Raw genomic sequence first — 25,570 nt, 5'->3', positions numbered from 1 at the left:
CCGATCAAAAAAAACTAGTAGAACGATTCGAGGAACTTTCCCGAACATTGAACAGACTCTGTGCTAACCATTTGGATCCCTATTACCTAATGCGATGAAACTCAATATTTCAGCTCAAAAAAGAATCAAGACTTCCGGAATATCTTTAAGCAAAAGACGATCCGTACGATAAATTCCCACTTTCCTTACGATAAATACGAGGGGATAGGCGGCCTTTTGGGGCCGCCTTATAGGGTTAAGTTTCAAGAATGGAATGTCACTCCTGACCGACGAAGTTCACATCGGTCAGGGTGTCGGTGACGGTTATTGGCCTGGCGGCAAAGCGGAAGCGTCGGGAGGCGACCGACATGATGTACGTCCGGCCGGCCTCGACATCTTCGAAGGTGTAGATGCCGAAGCTTCCCGTTGTCGTTATTCTCGTGCGTCCCGCTTCGTCCGTCATTGTCACTGTCGTGTTCCTTAGGCCCTGTCCGCTTGCCGTCGTCACTCTGCCCGAGACTGCGACTCCCGCCGCCGCTTGGCCGATGACGATGTTGCCGTTCTCGTAGGTCGTGGCAAGCAATGCTCCCTGGGCACTTGAGACGCTTTGGGCCGTCGGTGTGCTGGAGAACGTCACAGGGAACGTCCCTACCGGGGCATTCGCAGCCGTCGTGAACGTGATCGTCAACATCTGTCTCGTGCCTGCGGCATACGTGTTCGTCGAATCGAGTAGGACGCCAAGCCGGCCATTTGCCGTCTGGCTCGTGTTGAGGCCGAGGTTCGTCCCGGTCGGTACGCCCGCTCCGGCGGCGGCACTTACGTAGGTAAAGACCGCCGGATTCCAGTTCACCGTAAAGCTCGTCGAAGCTTCGTCACCCTGCGAATCAAGCTGGAACGTCACCGTGACGGTCTGTCCCGCACTCGCCGTCGTGTTGACCGCTCTGATAATGCGGCCGACCGCGTCAGGTGAGTTGGCTGAGGTAGCTTCCTCACTCCTCGTCGGCTGCACACAACCTCCCGGGATCGGAGCAATTGGCCCGCCCGCCGGTGTCGGAGGGTCGAGGCCGAGGTTGTACCTTCCAGCCTGCGTCACATCCGTCGCATTGATCGGACAGCCATCACCCAGCGTGTTTCTCGGTGCCGAGTCCGCGTTTCTGTACTGCTGTGCCGTCGGCGTGACCAGTCCCAGAACCATCAGGCGAAGGACCGTCACGTCGTTTGCGAGTACTCCGTCTCCGCCAGGGGCCGTTCCCGCCGCATTCACCACATCGCCCTCTAGGTCAGGAACAAACGAGATGAACCCGGTTCGGAAGAATGCCGGAACCGGATTCCCCTCCGTGTTTCTGACATCTCTCACCGCCGGTGAATCACCAAAGCTTAGTGGCGTGCTCGTCGCCGTGTTTATGCTTGTCGGGAAAGTGATCCTTGCGATCTGCCTTACACCCGCCGCTATCTGGCTTGCCGGCGTGATCGTGATGCCTGCCTTGCCGGGCTGGCCAGTGTTGATCGTCACCACACAACCCGGGGTATTTGTTCCGCACGTGATCGTCGGGATGCCCAAAAGGGCCGTGTCGAAGTTCACACTGAACGCAAAGCTCGTCTCGTTGCCGAGGCTGACAGCTTCGATCGGGACCGTCACCGGGTTGCCCGGCGTCGCCACCGTGTTCACCGGCCTGATCTCTCTCGGCACCGCATTCGGGCCCGCCTGGTCATAGGCGACGAAGTCAGCGTTCATGATATTGCCCGTAACGTTCGAGTAAGTTCTTGAGATCGGATCGTAGATCTTGCCGAGACCGCTCGGGGTGATGGTATAGCTGCCGCCGGTCTGGGTTACTCCGAATGAGTAGTTGCCGCCTGCGTCAGTGGTGGTCGTTGTGGCCTGCTGCGTTGCGGTGTTGAGCAGCGTCATCGTCACGCCCGCGAGGTTCACGTTCGTGCCGAAGGCGATGAACTGCTTGACGTTGCCCGTCAGGCCGATCACCACATTGTGCTGGACTGCCTGTGACGTGCTCGCTCCAAAGTTCGCATCGCCGGCGTAGGTCGCCGTGATGGTCTTCGGACCGAGTGTCGAGGCCAGGCTGCATGTGCCGGCCGCGACCGCTGCCGTACAGGTGTTGCCCGTACCGTCGCTCACTGTCACATTACCCGTCGGTGTTCCCGCTCCCGGGGCGACCGGACTCGTTGTCCAGTTGACCGGGTAGTTCTGTCCGACCACCGTCGAGTTTCCGAGGGCCGACGCGTTCGTGATCGTTGTCGTCGTCGCCGCCTGTGTCACCGTCAGGGTTCCGTTAGCTGTCGCGAACGTGTAGTTCGGGGCTGCTAAGGTTCCCTGTGCCGCTGTGATCGGGTACGCTCCCGGACCCGATGTGCTCGTTGCCGAGGTCGAGATGTTCGGTGTTCCCGTCACTCCGCTTGTACCAAGCGTCTCTCCATTCTGGAAGCCCGTGATCTGGAATGTCAGGGCCGGGTTAGCGGCTCCAAACACTCTCGTCTGGTCATTCGCCGTCACCGTCAGTTGGGATTGGGTGATCGTCAGTGTGCCGTTCGTGAATGTTGTGAAGGCGTAGTTCCCTGATTGAAGCGTGCCCAGGGCTGCCGTGATGGCATACGGGCTGCCCGCGACCGGGCTCGATGGCGTCGCCGTCGTTGACAGCAGCGGGCTTCCGGTCACATCGCTTGTTCCAAGGTTCTGACCGAGGACAAAGCCCGTGAAGGTTGCCGTCAGCGTGGGGTTAGCGGCTCCGTAGGCTCTTGTCTTGTTATCCGCCGTTACCGTCAGGCCTTTCTTGTTGACCGTCACGTTGCCGCCGATGTAGTTGAAGCTGTAGTTGTTCGACACTGCTCCCGTACACGTTGCCGGATACTGCGAGCCTGAGACCGGCGAGCCCTGGACATAGGTCGTCGAGCACGTCGGCTGGGTTGTCAGGTTGGCCGTCGTTTCACCAAGCACGAAGCCCGTGATCGCTGCCGTGATCGCCGGTGCCGCATCGCCGTATGTGACCGTTGCTGACGAAGCCGCGACATTCAGCGGTGCCTTGCCGATCGTCTGGGTCGTCGAGCCGTTGCTTCCGATGTAGTTACCATTACCCGGCGAGAACACGGCCTGAATGACCTTACCAACTCCGGCCGGAAGCTGGTTCGTCGTACAGACCGCCGAGCCCAGTGCCGTCACTGCCACATTCTGACAGCCCGCAATAGGATTGCCTCCGTCATTGAAGTTAACCGTCCCCTGCGGCGTTCCCGCTCCCGGGGCCACCGCCGTTATCGTCGCCGTCGCCGTCAATGTCGAACCATAATTCGGTGCATTGATCAAAGTCTGCACCGTCGTTGCCGTCTGCGCCGGGTCCACCTGATGAGGTGCCGTCGCTGCGGTGCTTCCGTTAAAGTTAGTATCGCCCGAATAGGTCGCCGTCAGAGTCTTCGGCCCGGCCGATGTGCTCGCGAGCTGGCAGCTTGTCGCCGGCAGGATCGCAACGCAGATGCTTGAGCCGTCACCTACTGTGACGTTACCGGTCGGCGTTCCGGCTCCAGGTGCCACCGGTGCGACCGCGATCGTCACTGTGTAGTTCTGGCCCACAACACTTGGATCCGGCGTGTCGGAGATGATCGTGGTGGTTGTGCCCGCTTTGTTGACTACAAGAGTGAATGACGAATCCGTCACCGCTCCGCAGTTGTCGGTCGAGCGGACCGTGATGATGTGATTTCCTACCGGCTGGGCGTTCGTGATCGAAACGACACCAGAACCATTGACCGTCGGAGCCGTACTCAGCGGCGGCATGACGCTCTGGATCGCAAACCCGGTGATCGATCCATTATCCGCCGCCGTTGCCGGGCTGACCGTTGTGGATTGGCCGAAGACGACCGCTGGCGGCAGGTTGTATGTAACTGCAGGCGGCGTGTTCGATATGATCCCGACGGTAAACGGCGTACTCGTGGTCAGTCCGCCGCCATCCGTAACTTCCAGTGTGAAGGTCGCGGGTGTTGCGGTACAGTCGGCAACGATATTCGCCGTTATTGTGCCGTTCGTATTGACGATATTCGAGACCGTCACTCCATTCGACATCGCACTTGCAGCCATATTGATCGTCACCGACAGACTGCCCGGTAGCGTCTCAACATCTCCAACTGTAGCTATCGTCGAATTCGACACCGCCGTTCCGCGCTGTCGCAAGAGCCCCACCACCGGCGTGATCGTCGGCGGTGTATTTTGGATCTCGAAGGCTCCGATGTCGCTGTCGTCACCGCCGAATGCAGGCGCGATCAACGGATTATTTAGGGGCCGCGTATAACCGGTTCCACGCTGATCAAAGCCTGTACCCACAAAGTCCTTGCCCTTATCAACCGCCGGGCTCACGCCCGTACAACCAGCCGGGACACCTGTCGCCGCACATAAGGCATGGGTTTGGGTCGGGCCTCCGTTGTTTGCCAGCGGCGCTAGCAGCGGATTGACAGGAACAGCACTCGTTCCGACTATGTCGTTATTCGCGTTTGGATTGCCTGCGGGGAATGTGGTTCCTGATCCGGTGTTGCTTCCGATCAGGTTGTATCCCTGCGTTACGAACGAGGTCGGCCCCTGAGCATTAAGATCGGCACTCGCCCCGGAAGTTCCTATATTCGCCGCCACGATCGAGCCTCGCAAAGTGAGGTTGTCTGTGCGGATACCTCCGGTACTGTTTGGCCCGGCTCCGGTGTTGTTTGTGATCGTGCTGTTGGTGATGATCGCCGTGCCGAGAGCACTAAATATCGCTCCGCCATTGTAATCGGCCCCTGCGTTGGAGGAACTGTTTCCGCTAAATGTTGAATTGGAAACAGTCATGGTAGCAACCGAGTTGTCGATCGCACCGCCAGTCTGGCCTCCGTTCGCCGTGTTGTTAGCAAAGGTACTGTTAGTTATCGATACCGATGCACCCGAGAAATTGCCGATACCGCCACCATAACGTCCTACGTTGCCGGAAACGGAAACGCTTGACAACGAAAGAACACCGGAATTGAGGATCGCTCCTCCATCCTGACTGCTCGCGGCTCCAACACCGTTACCTGCGGTGAGAGTAAGCCCGCTGATCGCAACCGTTCGTCCGGTCGAAATAGAGAATATTCGGCTCGCATTATTACCGCTGACCGTAAGCAAGTTAGCTCCCGGGCCCTGTATGATCAAGTTCTTATCGATCACGATCTCACCGGATGTAAGCGTGATCGGGCTGACGACCGTTCCCATATTGAAGGTGATCGTGTTTTGTCCCGCGGTCGAACATGCATCCGAAACTGCCTTTCTCAGGCTGCCCGCTCCGCTATTCGCATTGTTCTGTACCACCGGATTCGGCACGCAGTTGATCAAATGTCCGGCGGTATTGGTGCTGGAATTGAAGTTTGCATCGCCGTTGTAGGTCACGGTTAGGGTCTTGACTCCCGGTGTCGGGCCCTGGAGCTGACAGCTCGTCGCCGGCAGTATCGCGGTACAAGTATCGCCTGTGCCGTCCGAGACACTGACCGTTCCCGTAGGCGTTCCGGCTCCCGGCGAAGTTATTACCAGCGTAAAGCCAACCGTATAGAGCTGGTCGATATTAGACGGATCAGGCGCATCGGTGATGTTCGTGATCGTTGTGTTCGCCTTGTTAACCGTATGCGAGGCATTGCCGTTGCTCGTGTTGTAGTTTGTGTCACCAGCATAAGTAGCTGTGATCGTCTTGGTTCCGGTGGTGGTCGATGTGAGATTGCACGTCCCAGCGCTCACTGCCGCTACGCAGGTCGCACCCGTGCCGTCGCTGACGGTGACGTTGCCGGTCAATGCAGCTCCGAGAGCACCCAGAGGATTGACCGTTACCGACCAATTCACCGCATAAGGCTGACCGACAACCGTCGGCGTTCCCGCGAGCGTTGCCGAATTTGTGACAATTGTCGTCGTATCAGCGGGATTAACATTATGCAGAGCACCAATAGACGTACTTCCGAGGAAGTTTGTGTCGCCCAAATAGGCGGCAGTCAAGGTCTTTGCACCCGCAGTCGTGCTCGTCAGGTTACATGACGTTAGGGGAAGAACGATGTTGCAAGTTGCTCCCGTTCCATCGCTGACAGTTATCGATCCGGACGGAATCCCAACCGCCGGCGGATTTGCAGCCACGGTCGCATTTACTGCATACGGCTGACCAACCAAGCTGGGATCAGGAGAGTCAGAATTTATGGTCGTCGTGGTCGCTGACTGGACGCCCGTACCTGTCAATAAAATATCGAATGGATTCTCATCCGCATCGTCGCCCGGAATGTGAACAGCCGCATTTCTCACATTGATCGATCCCGGTGTGAACGTAACGGTGAACGAAGTATTCCCGTTCGGTGCGATAGTCGGGCTCATGCCGGCCGTGTTTAGCGTAAACTCGCTTGAATTCACTCCGTCGACAAATATGCTGCCGACATTGATGTTAAGAGTCGTTGTACCGGTATTACGAACCGTCATGGTCTTCGGAGCACTCGGTGCACTTACGCCGACCGATCCGAAGTTGATCGTCGAAACATTATCAACAAGTCCGTTGCCGATCGGCTCTTCTACAACGATCTCGGGTGCAAGGCATTTACCTGCCGTCGAGGCGTTGTAGATGTTTGCCACTTCGGTTCCCGTCAGTGCTCGGTTGAATATCTCGAGCTCATCAATTTGGCCTCCGAAGTAGGTGCCCGAATTCCCGTTAATCACTCCAATGGTGACCGGGTTGGAGTTTGAGACCAAGATACCGCCCACGTTTGTTGTGGCAAGATCCAACACGCCATCAACAAAAAGCTGGAGATTTGCGATGCCACCACCAGCATCAGAATACGTAGCAGCGACGTGGTGCCATTCACCGTTGTTCACCTTGGCAGTTCCAACGGCTGAATATCCTCCCAGATTGCCGCCGGTAACCCAATACACGAAGGTAACCTGTCCTAGGCCATTTACGCTGAGGGCAACTGACTCATCGAGAGTTCCATTTGAGACATCGGCTTTACTCACAATTGTCCCGCCAGAAGTTGTTTTTATCCAAGCATCAATGCTTGCTTGGCTCGTTGGGTTCAGCGAGGCCGAGTTCGGAATGCTGACAAATTGATTCGTCCCATTCAAGGAGAATGCCTGACCAACCTTGCCAGCCGCAGTGGTGGCTCCATTCTGCAAAGTACCGTTATTCACGCCAAATCGGTCATTCGCATTGCCCTCGGCGCTGTACCACGCGACCATGCCGCTCGGCGGAGCCGTGCAGACTGCCGCGACGCCGGTGCCAATGACTGGTTTGTTCTGTGTTGTCGCACCTGTGCTGGCATTTGTGACATTTACGCTTGGATTGCCGGGGACTGTTGGAGCAAATCGCACCCAGATCGGAGTCGCTGCGACCGTTCCGCTGCCGAACGGGATACTGACGGATGAACCAAAGCCAGAGAATTGCGACAGCGAAACCTCATAGTTCGCCGGTGCCGTGACAACGATATTCGCGGTCAGATTGACACCGGACACGTCATAGGTTTGAGCCGCCGAGTAATTGCCAACCGTAACATTACCAAACCCGAGCGGATTCGGATCAGAAAGCGTAATGATCGGCGGCGGCAGCATTGCGGTCAGAACGACATCGTTATTATTCGTTCCGCCCTGATACGTGATCGTCGCCTGCATTCCGGGAATCAGGAACGGCGCGATGACCGCACCTTCGGCAACCCCGCCAAATGTTCCGGTGACCGGGTCGTTGCTGTCGTTATTAACGATCACAAACGTCTGGCCCGCCGTCGGTGTGAAACCATTGAATTGGGCAAGTGTCAGCGTAGCATTGCCCAGATCTACGGAGCCGGTGACGTTAAGCTGATCGTGATTTGTGACAGCGTTGCCTGGAGTATTGCCGCCGATCTCGACAGCAAATGTCGACGCGTTGTTCATTGAGAGATTGCCATTGGCATTCAAAATACCGGGACTCGCTCCGGGTGAGATCGTTCCATTAAAGGCTCCCAACGTTGTCGAACTGAGCGTACCATTGACGGTGCCCGTACCTTTTAATATACCTGAGAGCTGTACGTTGCCATTGATGTCGCTGCCCGGTGCCGTTACAAACGTACCTCCGCGCAGAATGATCGACCCGCTACCGGCGGTAATATCAGCGGCACCGATATTTGTCGTATCGAATTCAAAGATCGCGACACCGCCGCTTGTCGTAGACGCCGTAACGGTGTCCGTCTGAAAATCAACTTCACCGCTAAATCCGTTACCAACGCCCGTGCCGGCCGTCATCGCCAGATTCGACACGATTATTTCTGTGCCCGAAAATCCGTCAATGATCTTGGCACCGGTCGTGAGAACGAGATTTGATATGACCGGCGTGTCGGTCAGAACGATCGCGGCGGTAAATGTAATATCACCACTATTCGAGTCACCAATATTAAGTGTTCCAGCAGTTATCTTGTCGATCTCCGCATCCTCAAGGCTTAGCGGTCCAGCAAACGGATCGGTAGTTGCCCCAAGATCGATGGCAACCAAGTTCGTCTTCTGGCGAAGCGTTACAGGGCCAGTGCCGGCATTGACAAACGATGTGCTCGTATTGAGCGCCATGCTGTCCGAGATCAAGGTTACCGCCGCGTTCCCCGACGATTGAATTTGGGCCGCCGCACTCGCCAGATGAATACCGAATCCCCCGCTAGTCGCTGTTCCGGTAACAGTTATCGGTCCACCGCCGGAATTTATACGAGCCGCCGAACCATCCGTGAATAAGCGTACGCCGCCGCTGCCGGCGCCGCCACCGGTCCCGGTTACATTGACCGCTCCGCTTCCCCCCGAAGTGATACGCCCATCTCTGAACACGTAAGTTCCAAAACTATTTGCACCGGTTCCTCCTGTTCCGATCACGGTTACAGATCCGGTTCCACCAGAGGTGATCAATCCGCCATTCTGGTGCGGGATCACGCCATTGTTATTACCGCCGCTAGCTGCACCGCCAGTGCCCTCAACGAGCACGTCGCCATTGCCGCCTGAGGTGATCGTGCCGTTATTGATCGGAATTACGCCGTATCGGTCGCTGCCTGTGCCGCCGCCGCCAAAGCCGCGAACACGCACATTTCCGCCCCGCGAGGTGACGGTCGAACTATCGACATCAATACCGTGACGGTTGAGGTTTCCGGCCGAACCGCCGGTTCCAAGAATATCGGTCGTCATGACGCCGACCTGATTTCCGCCGCGCACCGTCGAGCCGGCACTCACGAAAATGCCAAAGTTGTTATCTCCCGTATCTCCGCCTCTGCCCGAAAGCGAAACAACACCAGTACCGGTCGCATCCACCGTGGCTCCCGAAAGCAAGATCCCGGCAAAATTACCCGACGATGGTGTTAATTGCTGGTTAGCAGTGAGCGTATTGTTGCCATTTGCTGTAACAACGCTCGAACCGCTCGCCATCGCGATATTTCGGCTAGCACCGAGCGACGCTGTACCTGTGCCCAACAGGATCAGATTGGCGTTCGCCCCAACACTGATGGTATCGGTGCCGGGTGAGGCGTTGTCGTTCTGGAGGTCAACGTCGAGGCTGTTGCTCGACGCAAAATTAATGTCTGCGTTGAGATTGACCGTATCGTTTCCGGTGCCGCCGTTGATGGTCAGCCCGGCAGTAAATCCGCCGCCGCTCGTGCCGAAACCATTGACATTGATCGTGTCGTCGCCCGTATCACCGCCGTTGATCTCTAGAGATGTGGTCGGGTTTACGAAGGAAACCGATTCGCCGCCGACGTTGGAATCGACCAGTGTCTGCGCGGGCGTCCCTGCGTCCTGCGAAACCGTGATCGTTTCCGTCAACGTGCTGTAATTCAAAATGACATTCGCCGCCGTGACGGTCGAGCTCACCGGCTCGAGCCCCGTGTAGCTGATCGTTCCTGAGCGCGATCCTCCGGCGAGTACAACGCTACCGTCATTTTCGTTTGTAAAAATAAACGTCTGCGTCGTCGTCGAACCGCCAACGATGTTTAGCTTATCGCCCGGCCCAGTAGTTGGGGAGCCGCCGTTGAAGAACAACCCGCCACCAACGCCGTCATTGATAAAGTCACAGCCTGAGAGGTTAACCGTCAGAGTATCGTTGCCGCCGAGCGTGTTGATGGTGATCGAGCCTGTGACCGACGAAGCCAAAACCGTCTGATTCAAACCGGTGCCGGAATCGGTGATGACGATCGTATCCGGTGCGGTCGTGCACGCGATGACGATGTTGTCATTACTATTCCCGCCATTCGTATCCGTGATGGTCAAGTTCCCCGAACCATCAACCGCGACCGTCGTTTCGTCCTCATAGGTATAAACCAAAGGCGGAGTACTCGGGACGCCCGATGCTGTGACCACGACATTGGCCGGACCGGCAGCGTGGGCCGGTGCGGTGCACGTTATCTGTGTTCCAGTGTTGCCCGTGATCGGGCACGCCAGGCCGTCAAAGGCCACCGTCGCACCCGTGAAGTTCGTTCCCGTGATAACCACGCTATTCCCGCCCGCCGTCGGGCCGAAACCTGGGTTGATGGAGGTAACTGTCGGCGCTATCGGAGCCTCGTACGCTCCGATGTCCGTACCGTCGGCGGCATTAGTTGGTGAATTATCCACCGTCCGTGCGAATCCGGCTCCGCGCTGGTCGGTGGTCAGTGAAAGCGCATTGATGCCTTTATCGATCGCCGGGCTACCGGGGAGCAGTGCGTGGGTCTGCGTCGGGCCGCCGTTGTTTGCCAGGGGACCGAGCAATGGGTTGATCGGTGTGGCAGGACTTCCTATCTGGTCGCCCGGGGCATTAAATCCGGAGTTCCACGGTATTCCAGATACCTCGGCCGGGACGATGCCGATCAGGTTATTCCCTAGGGAAACCGCTTGGGGATAGGGGCTCCCAGTGTACGATCCGGCATCAAAATAAAAATCCCCGACCGTGTTCCCGGCGATGATAGTATTGCGGAATTCGGTGACATTGCTGCTGCCAAAGCATACAGAATAGGTCCAAAATCCGCCAAATAATCCGTTTACGGAATTGTTTGTAATGGTCGAATTCGTGACCCTGGCAAAAGCACATACGTTCGATATTCCACCGGTCGCATTGCCAGAGATCGTAGAATTATCCACATACAATTGACCGCCGTTCGCAATCCCGTTTTGACTATGATTCGAAATGGTCGACCTGTTGATGTAAGCCGTTGCACCAGGCTCATTGTAAATACCCCCGCCTGCAACAAGTCCTGCGACTCGATTGTTCGTTATCGTAGAATCATTCACATAGAGAAGCCCATGGTTGCTGATACCGCCGCCATAGCCCCATCCGTTAATCCCGCCATTGTCGTTGATCTCCGAACTATTGACGGTCAGAGTGCCAAAGTTAAAAATGCCGTTGCCTTGGCCAGTTTGTGAACATTGAGGAGAGAACTCGTAGGTCGCCGTCTCATTGTTCCTTACGATAACGTGATCAACTGTCAGGTTACCGGAATTCAAGATTCCGCCGCCGAGTGACCACTCGGGGTTGCAGTTTTGCGCCGGCGTGAGGTTATTCCACTGTAGCTTTCCATCCCTGATGGTCAGCCCGCTTATCGTTGCCGTGACTGAGGCCTGCACCTTGAAAATTCGGAGACTGTCGGGACCAACTCCGAAGGCGGGCACAATGGTGTTGGAAACAGCGAGAACGCCTGCTCCGGGCCCCTGAATGGTCAGATTCTTGTCGACTACGAGATTTCCGCTAGTCAGCCCGATCGGGCTCACGACGGCATTCATATCAAATGTGATCGTACTGCCCGCACAAGCTTCGGCGATGGCGTTACGCAAGCTTCCGGCTCCGCTATCGGTATTCGTAGTTACGACCGGATCCGTCACGCAGGGAGTAACATATGTATAGAGCGTATTCGCGGCATTCGTGCCGCCCGGGGTTGTGACGATGACGCTGACGGCTCCGGGGCCGTGTGCCGGTGCTGTGCAGCTGATCTGAGTATCCGAAACGAAATTCACCGCCGTGCAGGCCAATGCGTCGAAGGTAACAGTCGTCACGCCCGTAAAGCCAGTACCCGTTATCGTGACGCTGTTGCCGCCCGCCTGCGGGCCGGAGGTCGGATTAACGCTCGTAACAGTCGGGGACGGCGGCGGAGCTTCATAAGCGCCGATGTCCGTACCGTCAGCGGCATTCGCCGCCGCATTATCGATCACACGAGCAAATCCCGCTCCGCGCTGGTCGGTGGTCAGTGAAAGCGCATTGATGCCTTTATCGATCGCCGGGCTGCCGGGGAGCAGTGCGTGGGTTTGCGTCGGGCCGCCGTTGTTTGCCAAGGGGCCGAGCAGCGGATTCACATTGAGAAGGTCATTCGAACCGCCGCTGACGGTCGTATCAGCGGTGTTTCCGATCAGGTTATATCCCTGCGAGGTCATTGTGCCGGAGAAGTCCGGTCCGGTTGGGGCCGTGTTTCCCGCGATGATGGTATTGCGCGCATTCAGCGTGTTGCCCGGGCCGTTGTAAACGCCGCCGCCGTCGCCGGAATTGGATGTGTTACCGGAAATCGTCGAATTGGTCAGATTCACCGTACCGCCGAATTCGTGGAAAATGCCGCCGCCTTGACTGGAACTTGCCGAATTGCCCGAGACGGTCGAGTTGATGACATTCACCGTGCCGCCGAAAGCTGAAATTCCGCCACCCCTGGCTCCGTCCGCATTATTGCCCGAGACGGTCGAGTTGGTCACACTCACCGTGCCGAAGTCATTGTGAATGCCGCCGCCGTAATCGCCCCCCGTATTGCCCGAGATGGTCGAGTTAGTGACATTCAACGTGCCGCCGCTCCAGATGCCGCCGCCCTTTGACGCTCCTATGTTGCCAGAGATGGTCGTGTTGGTGACATTCAACGTGCCGCTGTTCAATATGCCGCCGCCTTGAGGATCGGCCCATCCTCCTGTGAGGGTCAGGTCTGAGATCGTTGCCGTCACACCGGAATTGACAACAAAGACACGGCTTGTCGAGCCCGGGGCGGCCGTGTTCTGCACCGCCAGCGAACCCGCTCCCGGCCCCTGGATCGTCAGGTTTTTGTCTATCGCGATCTGGCCGCCCGACAGCGAGATCGGGCTCACGACCGTGTTCATGTCAAACGTGATAGTGCTTCCCGCACAGGCATCAAGTACGGCCTGACGCAGGCTGCCCGCTCCGCTGTTGGCGTTGTTGACGACCGTGATGTCCGAACATTCCGCGCGCTCGTAGGCACCGATGTCGACAACGGCATTCAGATCGTCGTTGCCGTCGATCTTTCGCGGCGATCCGCGTTGATCGGTCGTGATCGGCGAACCAAGGGCCGGCGAACAGGTGTCGTCAAACACACAATTATTCCCCGCATCGATCGCCGGCGAGTTGCCAAACAACGCATGCGTTTGGGTCGGCCCGCCGTTATTGGCAAGCGGGGCGAGCCCGGCACTTACATTGATAATGTCGCTTGGGCCGCCGCTGATCGTTGTGCCCGTCGTGTTTCCGATCAGGTTATTCCCTTGCGAGGTCAGCGTGCCGGAAAAGTCCGGTCCGGTTGGGGCCGTGTTTCCCGCGATGATGGTATTGCGCGCATTCAGCGTGTTGCCCGGGCCGTTGTAAACGCCGCCGCCGTCGCCGGAATTGGATGTGTTACCGGAAATCGTCGAATTGGTCAGATTCACCGTACCGCCGAATTCGTGGAAAATGCCGCCGCCTTGACTGGAACTTGCCGAATTGCCCGAGACGGTCGAGTTGATGACATTCACCGTGCCGCCGAAAGCTGAAATTCCGCCGCCCCTGGCTCCGTCCGCATTATTGCCCGAGACGGTCGAGTTGGTCACACTCACCGTGCCGAAGTCATTGTGAATGCCGCCGCCGAAATCGCCCCCCGTATTGCCCGAGATGGTCGAGTTTGTGACATTCAACGTGCCGCCGCTCCAGATGCCGCCGCCTTTTGACGCTGCGACGTTGCCGGAGATGGTCGAGTTGGTGACGGTCAGCATGCCGCTATTGTAGATGCCGCCACCGTAAACATCTTTTCCGTGCCGGATCGTCAGGCCGTCGATCGACGCCGTGACGCCGCTGTTGACGATGAACACGCCGTTCGCCGCCGTATTCGGCGCAGCATTTGCCTGAACGATCGTCGTCGGTGCCCCGGCACCTGTTATGGTCAAATTCTTATTTACGGTAATGCCCAGCTGCGTATAGGTCCCCGCCGCAATGCTGATCGTGTCCCCCGCAAGAGCCTGCCCGATGGCGTACGTGATCGTCGCACAGGCCGCCGAAATACAATTGCCAGAGTCGACCCCGGTTGGAGCTTCCGCAACCAGCCGCGTCGCCGGAGCAGTGCAAACCGTGGCCCCCGCACCCGACGTCGTGCCCGGAGGACAGGGGTCTTGTGCTATCGCTCCCGGGTTGGCAACAAAGAAGCCCGGATCGGCTAAAATGCACGACGACGCTCCGGTGTTCGGTTGGTACGATCCCGCCGCACATTGCGTCTGAGTTTGGGATCCCGGAGCCGCGACAAACGAACCGGCACTGGCCGGGATACAAGCTGATTGGCCAGAATTCGGCTGATATTGGCCGACCGGGCATTGCGACTGAACTTCGGCCCCCAGGATGGAAACAAAATTACCCGGCGATGCCGCTATGCACGCTGTTTGTCCGATGCCCGGCTGGTACGTTCCTAAAGCGCACTCGATCTGAGCGATCGCCTGCGGGGCCGGGACATAGTTACCCGCCGATGCCGGATCACAGGCTATCGCCCCCTCAAGTGGCTGGAAGGTTCCCGCCGCGCACGGCGTCTGCGACGTCTGGCCGGAGGTTGGCACATAAAATCCCGCACTGGCGGCGACGCAGGCGCTTCCATTAAAGTATGTGCCTGCCAGACAGTTATTAATGTACGTGTATAGCGTATTCGGCGCGTTCGCGCCGATCGGCGTCGTGACCAACACGCTGACCGCTCCCGCCGCATGCGCCGGGGCGGTGCAGTTGATCTCGGTGTCAGAAACGAAATTGACCGAGGTGCAAGCCGCACCGCCAAAGGTAACGCCCGTCACGCCCGTAAACCCGGTGCCCGTGATCGTCACGCTGTTCCCGCCCGTCGTCGGACCGGACGTCGGACTCACGCTTGAAACGGTCGGCGGGCCGGTGACGGTGATGTTGGCCATCGATGTCTCGGCGACCAGATTTCCGCTGTCGTCGGCGAAGAAGCCGGCCGTATTTAGGAATGAAGCCGTCGTCGAAAAAATTCCGCTGCTCGCGAAAGTGGGATTTACGGTCGCTACGCCGGAGGCGTTTGTCGTGCCCGAAAGATTTGCCGGAGTTCCGCCGAAATCGAACGTCACCGACTCGCCCGGGATCGGCGATCCGCCCGGAACTGTGGTCAAAGTTGCGCTAACCGGGCACGGCGTTCCGGTCGTACAGCTGGCCGGCGCGAGCGTGAGCGTTGATAGACTGACACCGAGGGCGTGTTTGAAGTGGACGAATTCAGCGTCGAGTTCCCGGCATAGCTCGCATTGATCGTGTACGCTCCGCGTGCGGTTAGCGGGAAATTAACGGAAGCCGATCCGGAGCCGTTCGTCGTACCGGACAAATTGCTGATGGTACCCGATGGAGATGGCCCGGTTAGAGTAAACGTCACCATCTCGCCCGCGACCACACCCGGAGGCGGGCTGGTGCGCGTTAGCGTCGTGCTCACGGCGAGCGAATTTCCGACGAATTCTGTGCTGTTTACCGTCAAATTCGCGAGAGAGGTTGAGGCCTTGTTCAGGGTTATGACTACGTCATTTGTCGAGGACGAGCACGGAGCGTTGCTTATTGTCCAGCGCAAAGTGTAGATGAAGCCGGGCAAGCCGGTAAAATCTGAGTTAGGGTTATTCGGCGACGTAAAGCTGCCGCCGACACCGGCGACTATCGACCACGTTCCGGTGCCGACGCTCGGCGTGTTGCCCGCAAGGGTTGCTGTTGAGCCAACCACAGTCTGATTCGGGCCGGCGTTTGACGGCGTTGGGGGCTGGTTTACGGTTATTGTTGCTGTGTCGCCCGTTGTGATCGCGGTGCTGCTCGCGTCTACGCTTCCGGCTGCCAACGTGTAACCGGTTGTCGAACCCGGACTGACCGGGAAATTAAACGTCGGCCCGGCGCCAGACTGCGTTCCGCCGCCATTCGTCAAAACCACCGTGTACGGCGCGACACCGCCGCTAACCGTCACCGTCACCGTCCCAGAGCCTCCGGCGCAGATCGTGCTCGACCCTGTAACGCTCGCGGTCGGCGGAGCCACCGTCGCAGTGGCCCTCGGGTTGTCGGTCGCGGTCGCGGTATTGTAAACGCTGGTCGCTCCGGAGCCGTTGGCTTCATAGACACGGAAATGATAATTCGTGCTGGCCGAAAGACCGCTTATCGCCACGTTGCTGCCCGTCCCGTTATAAACAACCTGCTGACCCGAACCGCCGTACGTAGCATTCGCAGACGGATCGGTTCCGTCAGCCGGGGCATCGAACGTGTTCGTCGTGTTCATCTTCACGATCCGCTTCGAACCGTTCCCGTTCGTCCAGTTCACGGTCATCGAGTTTGTTGTCACCGATGAGAACGTGATGTTCGAGGCTTGGGTGGTGGGGGCTATGTTAGTTGCCGTCACTCGAACATTGTCCAGGCTGATCTTTGGACGAGATCCCGTTGTTCCGCCCGTTCCGTTGTGAAAATAAAATCGGATTTGCGCGGTACTCGAACCGTTGAAGCCACTTGGAAGAGAAACATTCGTGATTGAACCGCTGGTGGCAGAATTATTCGTAAAATTCAAAACTGCCGCTGAAGCTAGTTCCGTAAAGGTCGTTCCATTTGTACTGGTATATATTCGCAACGAACCCTTTCGATCGCCCGTTGAGTTATTTACTGATGCCCAATCGAAACTAAGCGTCCCGGCCAAAACCCCTGAATAGTTCAAGAACAGATCTATTGCGGCGGAAGTAGTATTATCGGTCGCTCCTGTGGACAATAAAACGATAGTGCCAGCCGGATTGCCACTGAGCGATCCCCTTTGAACACCACCGGAACTTCCCGTTGCCGGAAACACTTCTGTTTGGGTTGAAATCCGCACCCCGTCGGGAATCGTTCCAGTTCCATTGGTAGGCAAGCCGCCCCATCGAGACGCACCGATACCTGATGCGAACCCATCTGTCCAATTCGCTATATCAGCGAAATTTTCGGTATAAATCAAGCCGGACTGAGAAGCCATTGGAACCGCCGTGGCGAGTGGAGATTCAATCACAGGCGTCGGCTCGGAGATCGGTTGCACGCCCTGGCTGCCAAGCCCAAATATCTCTCCAACCGAGCTAAGGAAAGCAAAGCGCTCTCCCGCCGCATTGACGCCGGATGCTGTCAATACTGAACCGGTAACGGCGAGGATGAGTGAGAAAACGAGGACGATGGTGAGGCGGAACGGGCTTGGGCGCTTTGACATAGATAAAGTTTCCAGCGGATAACCGAAAGCATCGAGCGTTGCTGTTTGTTCGCAGCAGGAAATAGGCACTCGAACGGAAAACCTACTATTTTTTGTGATTAGGCGTAATTATAAGGCTATAAGGGGCTTTGTCAAGCCATTTTTCCGGTTACATTTACGCGTTGTTCACATTAGATATGTGCAAAAGCCGCCGATTTGCGGAAACCTGTGAATTTTGTCGAAGCACTCGCCAAGAGCGAATGATGGGCGAAGAAGAAAAAGAGGCTGGAGGAAGGTCAGAATAAGAAGATAATCAAGAAAAAAACCAAAAATAAACCACAAAGAGGATGTATGAAAATGCGGAGATGATGAGACAGCGTTTGGTAGAGCAGTTTCGCGGCAAACACGTTCGACCAATCTGCCAAATTACTCTACCAATCAGGCAGTTTACGGCCGACAAATGGGCATATCCCTACGACCAATCCAGCCTTTTTTCGCCTGATAATGCCGTAAACAGGGCTTTTTATTAAAAGTGTGAATCGATTCACACTTTTCGGAGGGTAATTTTGCGAATGCAATTTTTTTCACCCCAAAAACTGATCAAGGCTGCCTTTGCAGACAGCCGCGTTTGATGCTATTTCGTGGTCGATCGCTTATCGTGATCGTCTATGCAGCTTCCTCGGTCCGGTTGACGACCTCAAAGACCGGAACCTTTCGCTCGATCATTTCCTTGGTAACGACGATCTCGTTGACCGACCGCGTGGTAGGCAGGTGGTACATCGATTCGAGCAGGATCTCTTCGAGGATCATCATCAGCCCGCGGGCTCCGACCTTGCGTTTGTGTGCCTCGCGGGCAACTGCGGTCAAGGCTCCGTCGGTGAATTTGAGCGAGATATTATCGAACTCGAACTTCCGCTGATACTGCCTGACAAGGGCATTTTTCGGCTCCGTCAGGATCGAAACGAGAGCAGCCTCATCGAGCTCCGAAAGCGTCGCGAGAACCGGCAGGCGGCCGACGAATTCCGGGATCAGGCCGTACTTGATCAGATCTTCCGGTTCGAGCTTGTTTATCGAATCGTTATGCCGCTGTTTATTGGTCTTGACCTCAGCCTGAAAGCCCAGTGATTTATTACGAAAACGCTTCTCAACCACCTTTTCGAGGCCGATGAAAGCTCCGCCGCAGATGAACAGGATGTTCGTGGTATCGAGCTGCTGAAAGTCCTGCTGCGGATGCTTGCGCCCGCCGCCGGCAGTCGGAATATTGGCAACCGTTCCCTCCAGGATCTTCAAAAGTGCCTGCTGCACGCCCTCGCCCGAAACGTCACGCGTGATCGACGGATTGTCATCCTTACGGCAGATCTTATCGATCTCATCGATATAAATAATCCCCGTCTGCGCCTTCGATATCCCCGCCGGCCGATTGGAGCAGGCGATTCAGGAATATTTTCGACGTCCTCTCGCCAACGTAACCGGCTTCCGTCAGGCTCGTCGCATCGACGATGCAGAACGGTACCGAAAGAACACGTGCTAAGGTCTGAGCAAGCAGCGTTTTCCCTGTTCCAGTCGGGCCGATGAGAAGGATGTTGGATTTCTGAAGCTCGACATCGCTCCGCCGTTTAGCGAGCTCCAATCGTTTGTAATGCTGGTAAACCGCGACCGCGAGACGCTTTTTCGGCTCGTCCTGCCCGATCACATATTCATCGAGAAAAGCCTTTATTTCCTGCGGTTTCGGCAGATTGGTCCGAACGGTCGTCGACGCCTGCTGCTCATCATCGTTGATTATCTCGTTACAGATATCGATGCATTCGTTGCAAACGTAAACACCTGGACCCGCGATCAGCTTACGCACGTCATTCTGCGATTTGCCGCAAAATGAGCAAGAAAGTATATCTTCTGGACGATGATATTGGGGCATATTGGTTAGTTGGTTGTTCGTCGATCGTTGTTGGTTGCAAAACTGCTCAACGAACAACGATCAACCGTCAATCATCTATTTTTCCCGATGTTCGATCACCTCGTCGATGAGACCGTATTCCTTTGCCTGGATCGGTGTCAGGATGCGGTCGCGTTCAACATCGAGTTCAACCTGGTCAAATGCCTGGCCGGTGTGGCGCGAAATTATCGACGACGTCAGGGTTCTCATTCTGATGATCTCTTCCGCCATCAAACGAACATCAGTTGCCTGCCCCGATGCACCGCCCGAAGGCTGGTGGATCAGGACGCGTGCGTTCGGCAGCGAAAAACGCTTGCCCGGTGCACCGGCACATAAAAGCAAAGCTCCCATCGATGCGCACTGGCCAACGCAAATCGTTGTTACATCGTTTTTGATGAACTGCATCGTGTCGTAGATCGCCATACCAGCCGTGATCGATCCGCCCGGGCTGTTGATGTACAGATTGATATCGCGCTCGGGATCTTCGGCCTCGAGAAAGAGGAGCTGAGCAACGATCAGATTCGCGATCTGATCGTCGATCGGCGTGCCGATGAAAATAATGCTGTCTTTGAGAAGGCGGGAGTAAATATCGAAGGCTCGCTCGCCTCTCGAAGTTTGCTCGACGACCATTGGTACTAATGCCATATGTTGAATCTCACTAAATCGAAACTACTTCAGACTATGCTTGAATAAAACCGCGATAAGTTGTTGAAAATATGGCGATTGCCTATATCGCGAACAGATTTTACAACTTTTCGCTCAAATTGCAAGTGAAATTGACGGTCGTTCTTTGGTCGTTGTAGCCGTGTGGACTTACCAATGCTAAATCAACGAACAACCATCAACGATCCACGATCAAATTACTCCTTAGCCGCCTTTTTCTTAGCCGGCTCTTTCTTTTTGGCCGCTTTCTTAGGCTTATCTTCTTCGGCGGCGGCTTGAGCATCAGCTTCGGCAACTGCCTCGTCGATCCATTCGCCTTCGGTGATCCTTGCCTTTGCAATTACAGCCTCGATCGATTTTCGGGTCTTTAGGTTATTGTGAATATTCTCGATACCGCCACCCTGTTTTTCGAGGGACTGACGAATTTCTTCGTTGGTGGTTCGATAATATTCGGCCATCTTCGTGAGTTCTTCTTCGATCTCCGATTCAGCGACCTCAACCTTTTCCAGGTCAGCAACCTTATCAAGGAGCATCGCACCGCGAACGTCACGTTCAGCCTGCTGACGCATATTTCCATACGCCATCTCGATGAACTGCGGCTCGACCTTGTTCAGGTCAACACCTCTCTGCTGCATATCCTGCGCAAAATTGTTCAGCAGATTTCTCGCCTGATTTTCGATCAAAACATTTGGAACCTCAAAAGCATTCTTCTCGATCAGCTTTGCGATCGCATTGTTTCTTAGTCGAGCATCTGCGTCAGCCTCAGCATATTTGACCAGATCAGCCTTAAGCCGTGTGCGAAGGTCCTTAAGTGATTTGTAGCCTTCATCTAGGCTTTTCGCCCAATCGTCGTTCAACTCCGGCAGTTCGGATTTGCCTACTGATTTGATCTTAGCTTTGTAATGAACGGTCTTTCCGGCCAACGCCTCGGACGAGAATTCAGCCGGATACGAAACAGTAAATTCCTTTTCATCATCCTGCTCAACGCCGACTAGATTTTCTGTGAATGATTTCTCGATATGCTCGCCGCCAAGTTCGACTTCCAGGTCTTCAGCTTTGATCGGATCCGCATCCGGAGCGTCATCGAACTTGCCTTCAAGATCAGCAATAACGGTATCGCCGATCTCCGATTTGCGGCCTTCGACCGGGATCAACGTCGCCTCTTTCTGCAGGCGTTCAGCGATCAGATCTTCGACTTCGCCATCAAGCACCGGTTTTACGCGGCGGGTTACTTCGATATCGTCGTATTTCGGCGTCGGGATCTCAGGCATTACCTCGATGTGAACGTGGAGCGAGATCGGTACGGAACCGTTAACTTTTACATTCTCGTGGTCTTCTAGATGAAGCTGCGGTTCTGCCAGCGGATGAACGTCATGCTCCTGGATCGCGGCAGTCACAGCGTCCGGAACAACGATCTGGAGCACTTCGCTCTTGATCTCTTCCTTAAACCGCATCCGGACGACGTCGAGCGGAGCAAAACCTTTTCTAAAGCCGGGAATATTCGCGTTCTTAACGTATTTCTGGCTTGCTTTACCGTAAGCGGCCTTGACCACCTCAGCATCGATTTGTAGATGTATCTCTTTTTGGGTAGGTGAAATTTCCTTTATTTCGCTTTTCATCAGTCAGTTATCAGTTATCGGTGGTCGGTTGTCAGTTCTATATCTTGCAACCAATTATAAATCTCAGTGCTGCGCAAAAGCCAATGGCCGGAGGTGATGTCTTGACTGACAACTGACAACCGGCCACTGACCACTGATTTTTGGTGCCGAGGGCGAGACTCGAACTCGCATGACTTTCGTCGCTAGTTCCTAAGACTAGTGCGTATACCATTTCGCCACCTCGGCACGAGGCAAAGAAAGAATCTAGCGAATCCAGCGTAATTTGTCTAGCCGACTATTTATGAAGATATTTTTTGTCGTATTCGTCCCACGACATATTTATGTCCGACGGGCTGCCGAGGCCCTGGTGCGGATCGGAACCGAGAGCCTTTTTCTCCGCGGCAAGAAATAATCGGTAACCTCCATATCCAACGAGGCCGATCAAGCCAAGCCAGAACACCCACGAAAGCAGCGAACCAAGTATTCCCAGCACCCACAAAAGCAGCATTCCCACAAAGACAAGGCCGATCGCGGCGAGGATCAATTTAATTATGTTCATATCCCAAAACCTCCGACTCTTGATGTTAATACGAAAACGCGGGGGCGATGTTCGTGGAAAATATATCCGTATCGTATAATTCACGTCGGACGGATAAAAACAGCTTTGAGTTCACAGAATATCACAACACAAACACTAGCAGAGCAGTTAATTGCAGAGCTCTTTGGCGATGGAACGTCGGTCGCGACCGATGTGACGCACGATTCGCGGCAGGCAGGCGAAAACACCATCTTCGTGGCGATCAAGGGTGCGACGATGGACGGGCACCGGTTTGTCGAGGATGTTATGCGACGCGGAGCCGCAGGCATTATTTCTGAATTCGATCCACCTATAGATTTCGGCGGAGCCTGGCTGAAAGTTGCCAATGCCCGCGAAGCCCTCGCCAAAGCTGCCGCAGTGATCAACGGTAACCCTTCGCACGAACTTAACCTGGTCGGAATCACCGGCACGAACGGCAAAACTACCACGACTTATCTCTGTTTCGCCCTCGCCGAAGCCGCAAAACAAAAGGCCGCAATGCTGACTACGGTCGAATACCGCATCGGCGAAAAAAGCGAAGAAGCCGTGCGAACAACGCCCGAAGCCTCGGACACGAACCGCTTTCTTCGCGAGGCCGTCGATGCCGGATGTAGCGTTGCCATGATGGAAACTTCCTCACAAGCGATCGACCTGCACCGCTGCGACTGGCTACGGTTCAAGGTCGCGGTGTTTACAAATCTGACGCGCGATCATCTCGATTATCACGAGACGATGGAGAACTATTTCGCCGCCAAGAAAAAGCTTTTCGATGGAGGTTTGGGAGAAAAACCAAGCTCATCCGTGGTAAATATCGACGATGAATGGGGAGCGAAACTCGCGGAGGAGTTAAGAGCGGACGGCCAGCGTGTTGTTACGTGTTCGCAGGTCGGCGATGCAGATCTTGCGGCCTCAAATATTGAGGTTTCCTTGATCCGCGGCACTTCGTTCGATCTGAATACTCCGGCTGGCAATATCAAGGTCACTTCCCCGCTCGTCGGTCGTCCGCATGTTTACAATATGCTGTCCGCAACGGCGACGGCATTGGAACTGGGATTCGACTTGGATTCGATCCAAGAAGGCCTTTCGACCTGTGTCGGAGCTCCGGGAAGATTTGAACGCGTGCCGCACGATGGTGATTTTGCGGTTGTGGTGGATTACGCCCACACCGACGACGCGTTGCTGAATACGCTGAAGACTGCGAAAGATCTGACGGACGGCAAGATAATTACCGTCTTCGGCTGCGGCGGCGACCGCGACCGCACCAAACGCCGTCCAATGGGCGAGATCGCGGGTGAATACAGCGATCTTGTCTTTATCACGTCGGACAATCCCCGTAACGAAGATCCACTGAAAATTATTGAAGAAATTGAAATTGGTGTGAAGGAAAAAGGCGTGGAATATTACGCGATCTCTGACCGACGCGAGGCGATCTACAAAGCGGTTGCTGCTGCGAATACAAATGACGTCGTTATCATCGCCGGCAAAGGCCACGAGAATTATCAACTGGTCAACGGCAACAAATTCCACTTCGACGATCGCGAAGTCGCGATCGAAGCCTTAGCTCGCCGCAGGGAAGAATCCTAGCCGTTCGCCTGTCGGACCAGGTGTCCCAAAACGTCTCGCTGAGCGGCCGAAAGCTGGTCGAATTTGAGCCCGAAGCCGATCTCCATAACGTGATTAGCGACACGTCCGCTGAATTCGACCTTCATTCCGTCAGCCAACGGCACGAAGAGTTTCACCGTCTCGCCATCCGTCACATCGCCCGAACTCAACACGAAACAGCCATCCAGGCTAACATCACTAACCGAGCCGGGCATGCGTTCGCCCGAGCCCTGCCATTGGACATCGACTTCGACCGGAAAGCGATTTGTTGAGCGGCGTTCGGTGCCGCTTCTTCGATCCTGCGTGGACATACTGCTAAACCTCTTCGTCCTCCGAAGATTTATCCCCTTTTAAAGTTAAGTAGTAATAGACCGGCAATCCCAGAAGAATCAGGCCGATGCCGATAAACGATTGCGTCGGAGCCGTCCACATCGTGTTGATCAACAGCCAGCCCGCGACGAAAAGAAACACTATCGGAACCACCGGATAGCCCCAGGCTTTGTACGGTCGTGCAAGTTCCGGATACTTTCTGCGATAAATAAAGATCGACGACGTTACGAGTGCGTAAAATATCCACGAACCAAACACCACATAATCCGTCAGCGTATCGAACGAACCGCTTAGTGCGAGAACCGTCGACAGCACGCCCATCATGATCACCGCACTTACCGGTACGGAATTGACCGAGAGCTTGCCGAAAGTCTTGAACATCGTCCCGTCCTTCGCCATCGCGTAAGGAACACGGGCACCAGCCATCAGCGACGTGTGAAGTGTGCCAAGCGACGAAAGCATCAACCCGACCGTGAAAAATGCTACGGCAACACCCGTCGCGAGAGTTGTGATATCACCGCCAAAGAACATGCTGACGACCGTTTTCGCCACCGAAGAACTCTTCGAAACCGAAGCGATCGCTGTCGGATCAAGCACGTAAAAATATCCAACGTGAACAAAAACGTATAAGAAAATGATCAGGATCGTACTGCCAATTATCGCGAGCGGAATGTTTCGGTTTGGATCTTTGACCTCGCCCGCGACGAACGTCAGGTTGTTCCAACCGTCATATCCCCACAAAGCACCGAGCATCGCTGCTCCGAAGCCGCCGAGGAATGTATAGCTGGAGGAACCTACTTTCACCGCATCAGCGACACCTTCGCAAGTTCCGCCGTTATTAAACATTGAAAAATGCGACACATTGCCGGTAACCCAAATAAAGGCGCCCAGACCGACAAACAGGATCAGGATGATCTTTACCCCTGTCAGGGCGGTCGCGATCTGGCCGCCAAGCGAGACCGACGCGCAGTTTAATGTCGTGAAAATGATGATCACCATCACCGCTACGAGCTGCAGCGTTGTGATCTCGAACGGAGAATGGATAATCGTCTGCTCAAGTTTCTTGTCCAAAAAATCGTTCAACCCGATTGCAAACGCCATTCCTGCCGCCGCCTGCGAACCGGCTCGCGCGATAAATATCTGCATCCAGCCGTAAAGAAAACTCGATAAACGCCCATAAGTGTCGCGCAAAAATACATACTCGCCGCCGGCCTGCGGCTTCATAGCGGTCAACTCGGCGTAGGTCAACGCCCCCGCGAGTGACAGAACACCGGCCGCGATCCACGCAGCGATCACCCAAAAAGGCGTGCCGACATTACAAGTCATCACGCGGGCTTTCAGAAATACCCCCGTACCGATGACGTTGCCGATAATGACTGAGATCGACGCTATCAGTCCCAGCCCACGGATCAGCGTTTGGCGTTCGCTCAAGTTTTCGTTCATAGCTTTTTATAAGTTTTTGACTGGCATCATCTTACGCGAAAACTCACTTCAAGTGAAATTTTATTCCGT

General features: G+C 55.5%; 8 protein-coding genes, 1 tRNA gene and 1 pseudogene. 1 reads left to right on the top strand and 9 read right to left on the bottom strand.

Going from position 1 to position 25,570, the window contains the following annotated elements; genetic code table 11:
- Positions 1 to 256 precede the first annotated feature (256 nt).
- The 7 genes and pseudogenes from IPG22_19600 to IPG22_19570 form a co-directional block, all read right to left on the bottom strand.
- On the bottom strand, positions 257 to 15,304 hold the full coding sequence (locus IPG22_19600) for an Ig-like domain repeat protein (GenBank protein ID MBK6590492.1): 15,048 nt from the start codon (positions 15,302 to 15,304) through the stop codon (positions 257 to 259).
- Positions 15,301 to 17,376: a fibronectin type III domain-containing protein gene (locus tag IPG22_19595; protein ID MBK6590491.1), complete on the bottom strand. Its 2,076-nt coding sequence runs from the start codon at positions 17,374 to 17,376 to the stop codon at positions 15,301 to 15,303. The genes IPG22_19600 and IPG22_19595 overlap by 4 nt, the downstream gene beginning before the upstream one ends.
- Positions 17,377 to 18,021: 645 nt before the next feature.
- Positions 18,022 to 19,270 (bottom strand): annotated as a pseudogene (gene clpX, locus IPG22_19590) (ATP-dependent Clp protease ATP-binding subunit ClpX).
- Positions 19,271 to 19,345: 75 nt separating this feature from the next.
- Entirely contained in the window at positions 19,346 to 19,933 is a 588-nt protein-coding gene (locus tag IPG22_19585) for an ATP-dependent Clp protease proteolytic subunit (GenBank protein MBK6590490.1), read from the bottom strand.
- Between the two features lie 215 nt (positions 19,934 to 20,148).
- Positions 20,149 to 21,570 carry a trigger factor gene (tig, locus tag IPG22_19580; GenBank protein MBK6590489.1) on the bottom strand — a complete coding sequence of 474 codons (1,422 nt, stop codon included), beginning with the start codon at positions 21,568 to 21,570 and terminating at the stop codon, positions 20,149 to 20,151.
- 141 nt (positions 21,571 to 21,711) lie between these two features.
- Positions 21,712 to 21,795 (bottom strand) — tRNA-Leu (locus tag IPG22_19575).
- Between the two features lie 49 nt (positions 21,796 to 21,844).
- Entirely contained in the window at positions 21,845 to 22,108 is a 264-nt protein-coding gene (locus IPG22_19570) for a hypothetical protein (GenBank protein ID MBK6590488.1), read from the bottom strand.
- A 105-nt stretch (positions 22,109 to 22,213) separates the two neighbouring features.
- On the opposite strand from IPG22_19570, the gene IPG22_19565 reads away from it, so the two are divergent.
- Positions 22,214 to 23,710, top strand: coding sequence for a UDP-N-acetylmuramoyl-L-alanyl-D-glutamate--2,6-diaminopimelate ligase (locus tag IPG22_19565; GenBank protein MBK6590487.1), 1,497 nt, complete (start codon positions 22,214 to 22,216; stop codon positions 23,708 to 23,710).
- On the opposite strand, the gene IPG22_19560 is transcribed toward IPG22_19565, so the two are convergent.
- Positions 23,707 to 24,039 carry a PilZ domain-containing protein gene (locus tag IPG22_19560; protein MBK6590486.1) on the bottom strand — a complete coding sequence of 111 codons (333 nt, stop codon included), beginning with the start codon at positions 24,037 to 24,039 and terminating at the stop codon, positions 23,707 to 23,709. The two genes, IPG22_19565 and IPG22_19560, sit on opposite strands and share 4 nt — an antisense overlap.
- A 4-nt stretch (positions 24,040 to 24,043) precedes the next feature.
- The gene (locus tag IPG22_19555; protein ID MBK6590485.1) at positions 24,044 to 25,501 is read right to left on the bottom strand and encodes an amino acid permease; all 1,458 of its coding nucleotides are present in this window, start codon (positions 25,499 to 25,501) and stop codon (positions 24,044 to 24,046) included.
- Positions 25,502 to 25,570 lie beyond the last annotated feature (69 nt).

The sequence above is a fragment of the Acidobacteriota bacterium genome (assembly GCA_016703965.1).
Lineage (GTDB): Bacteria > Acidobacteriota > Blastocatellia > Pyrinomonadales > Pyrinomonadaceae > OLB17.
This window is presented reverse-complemented; position numbering and strand designations above follow the sequence as displayed.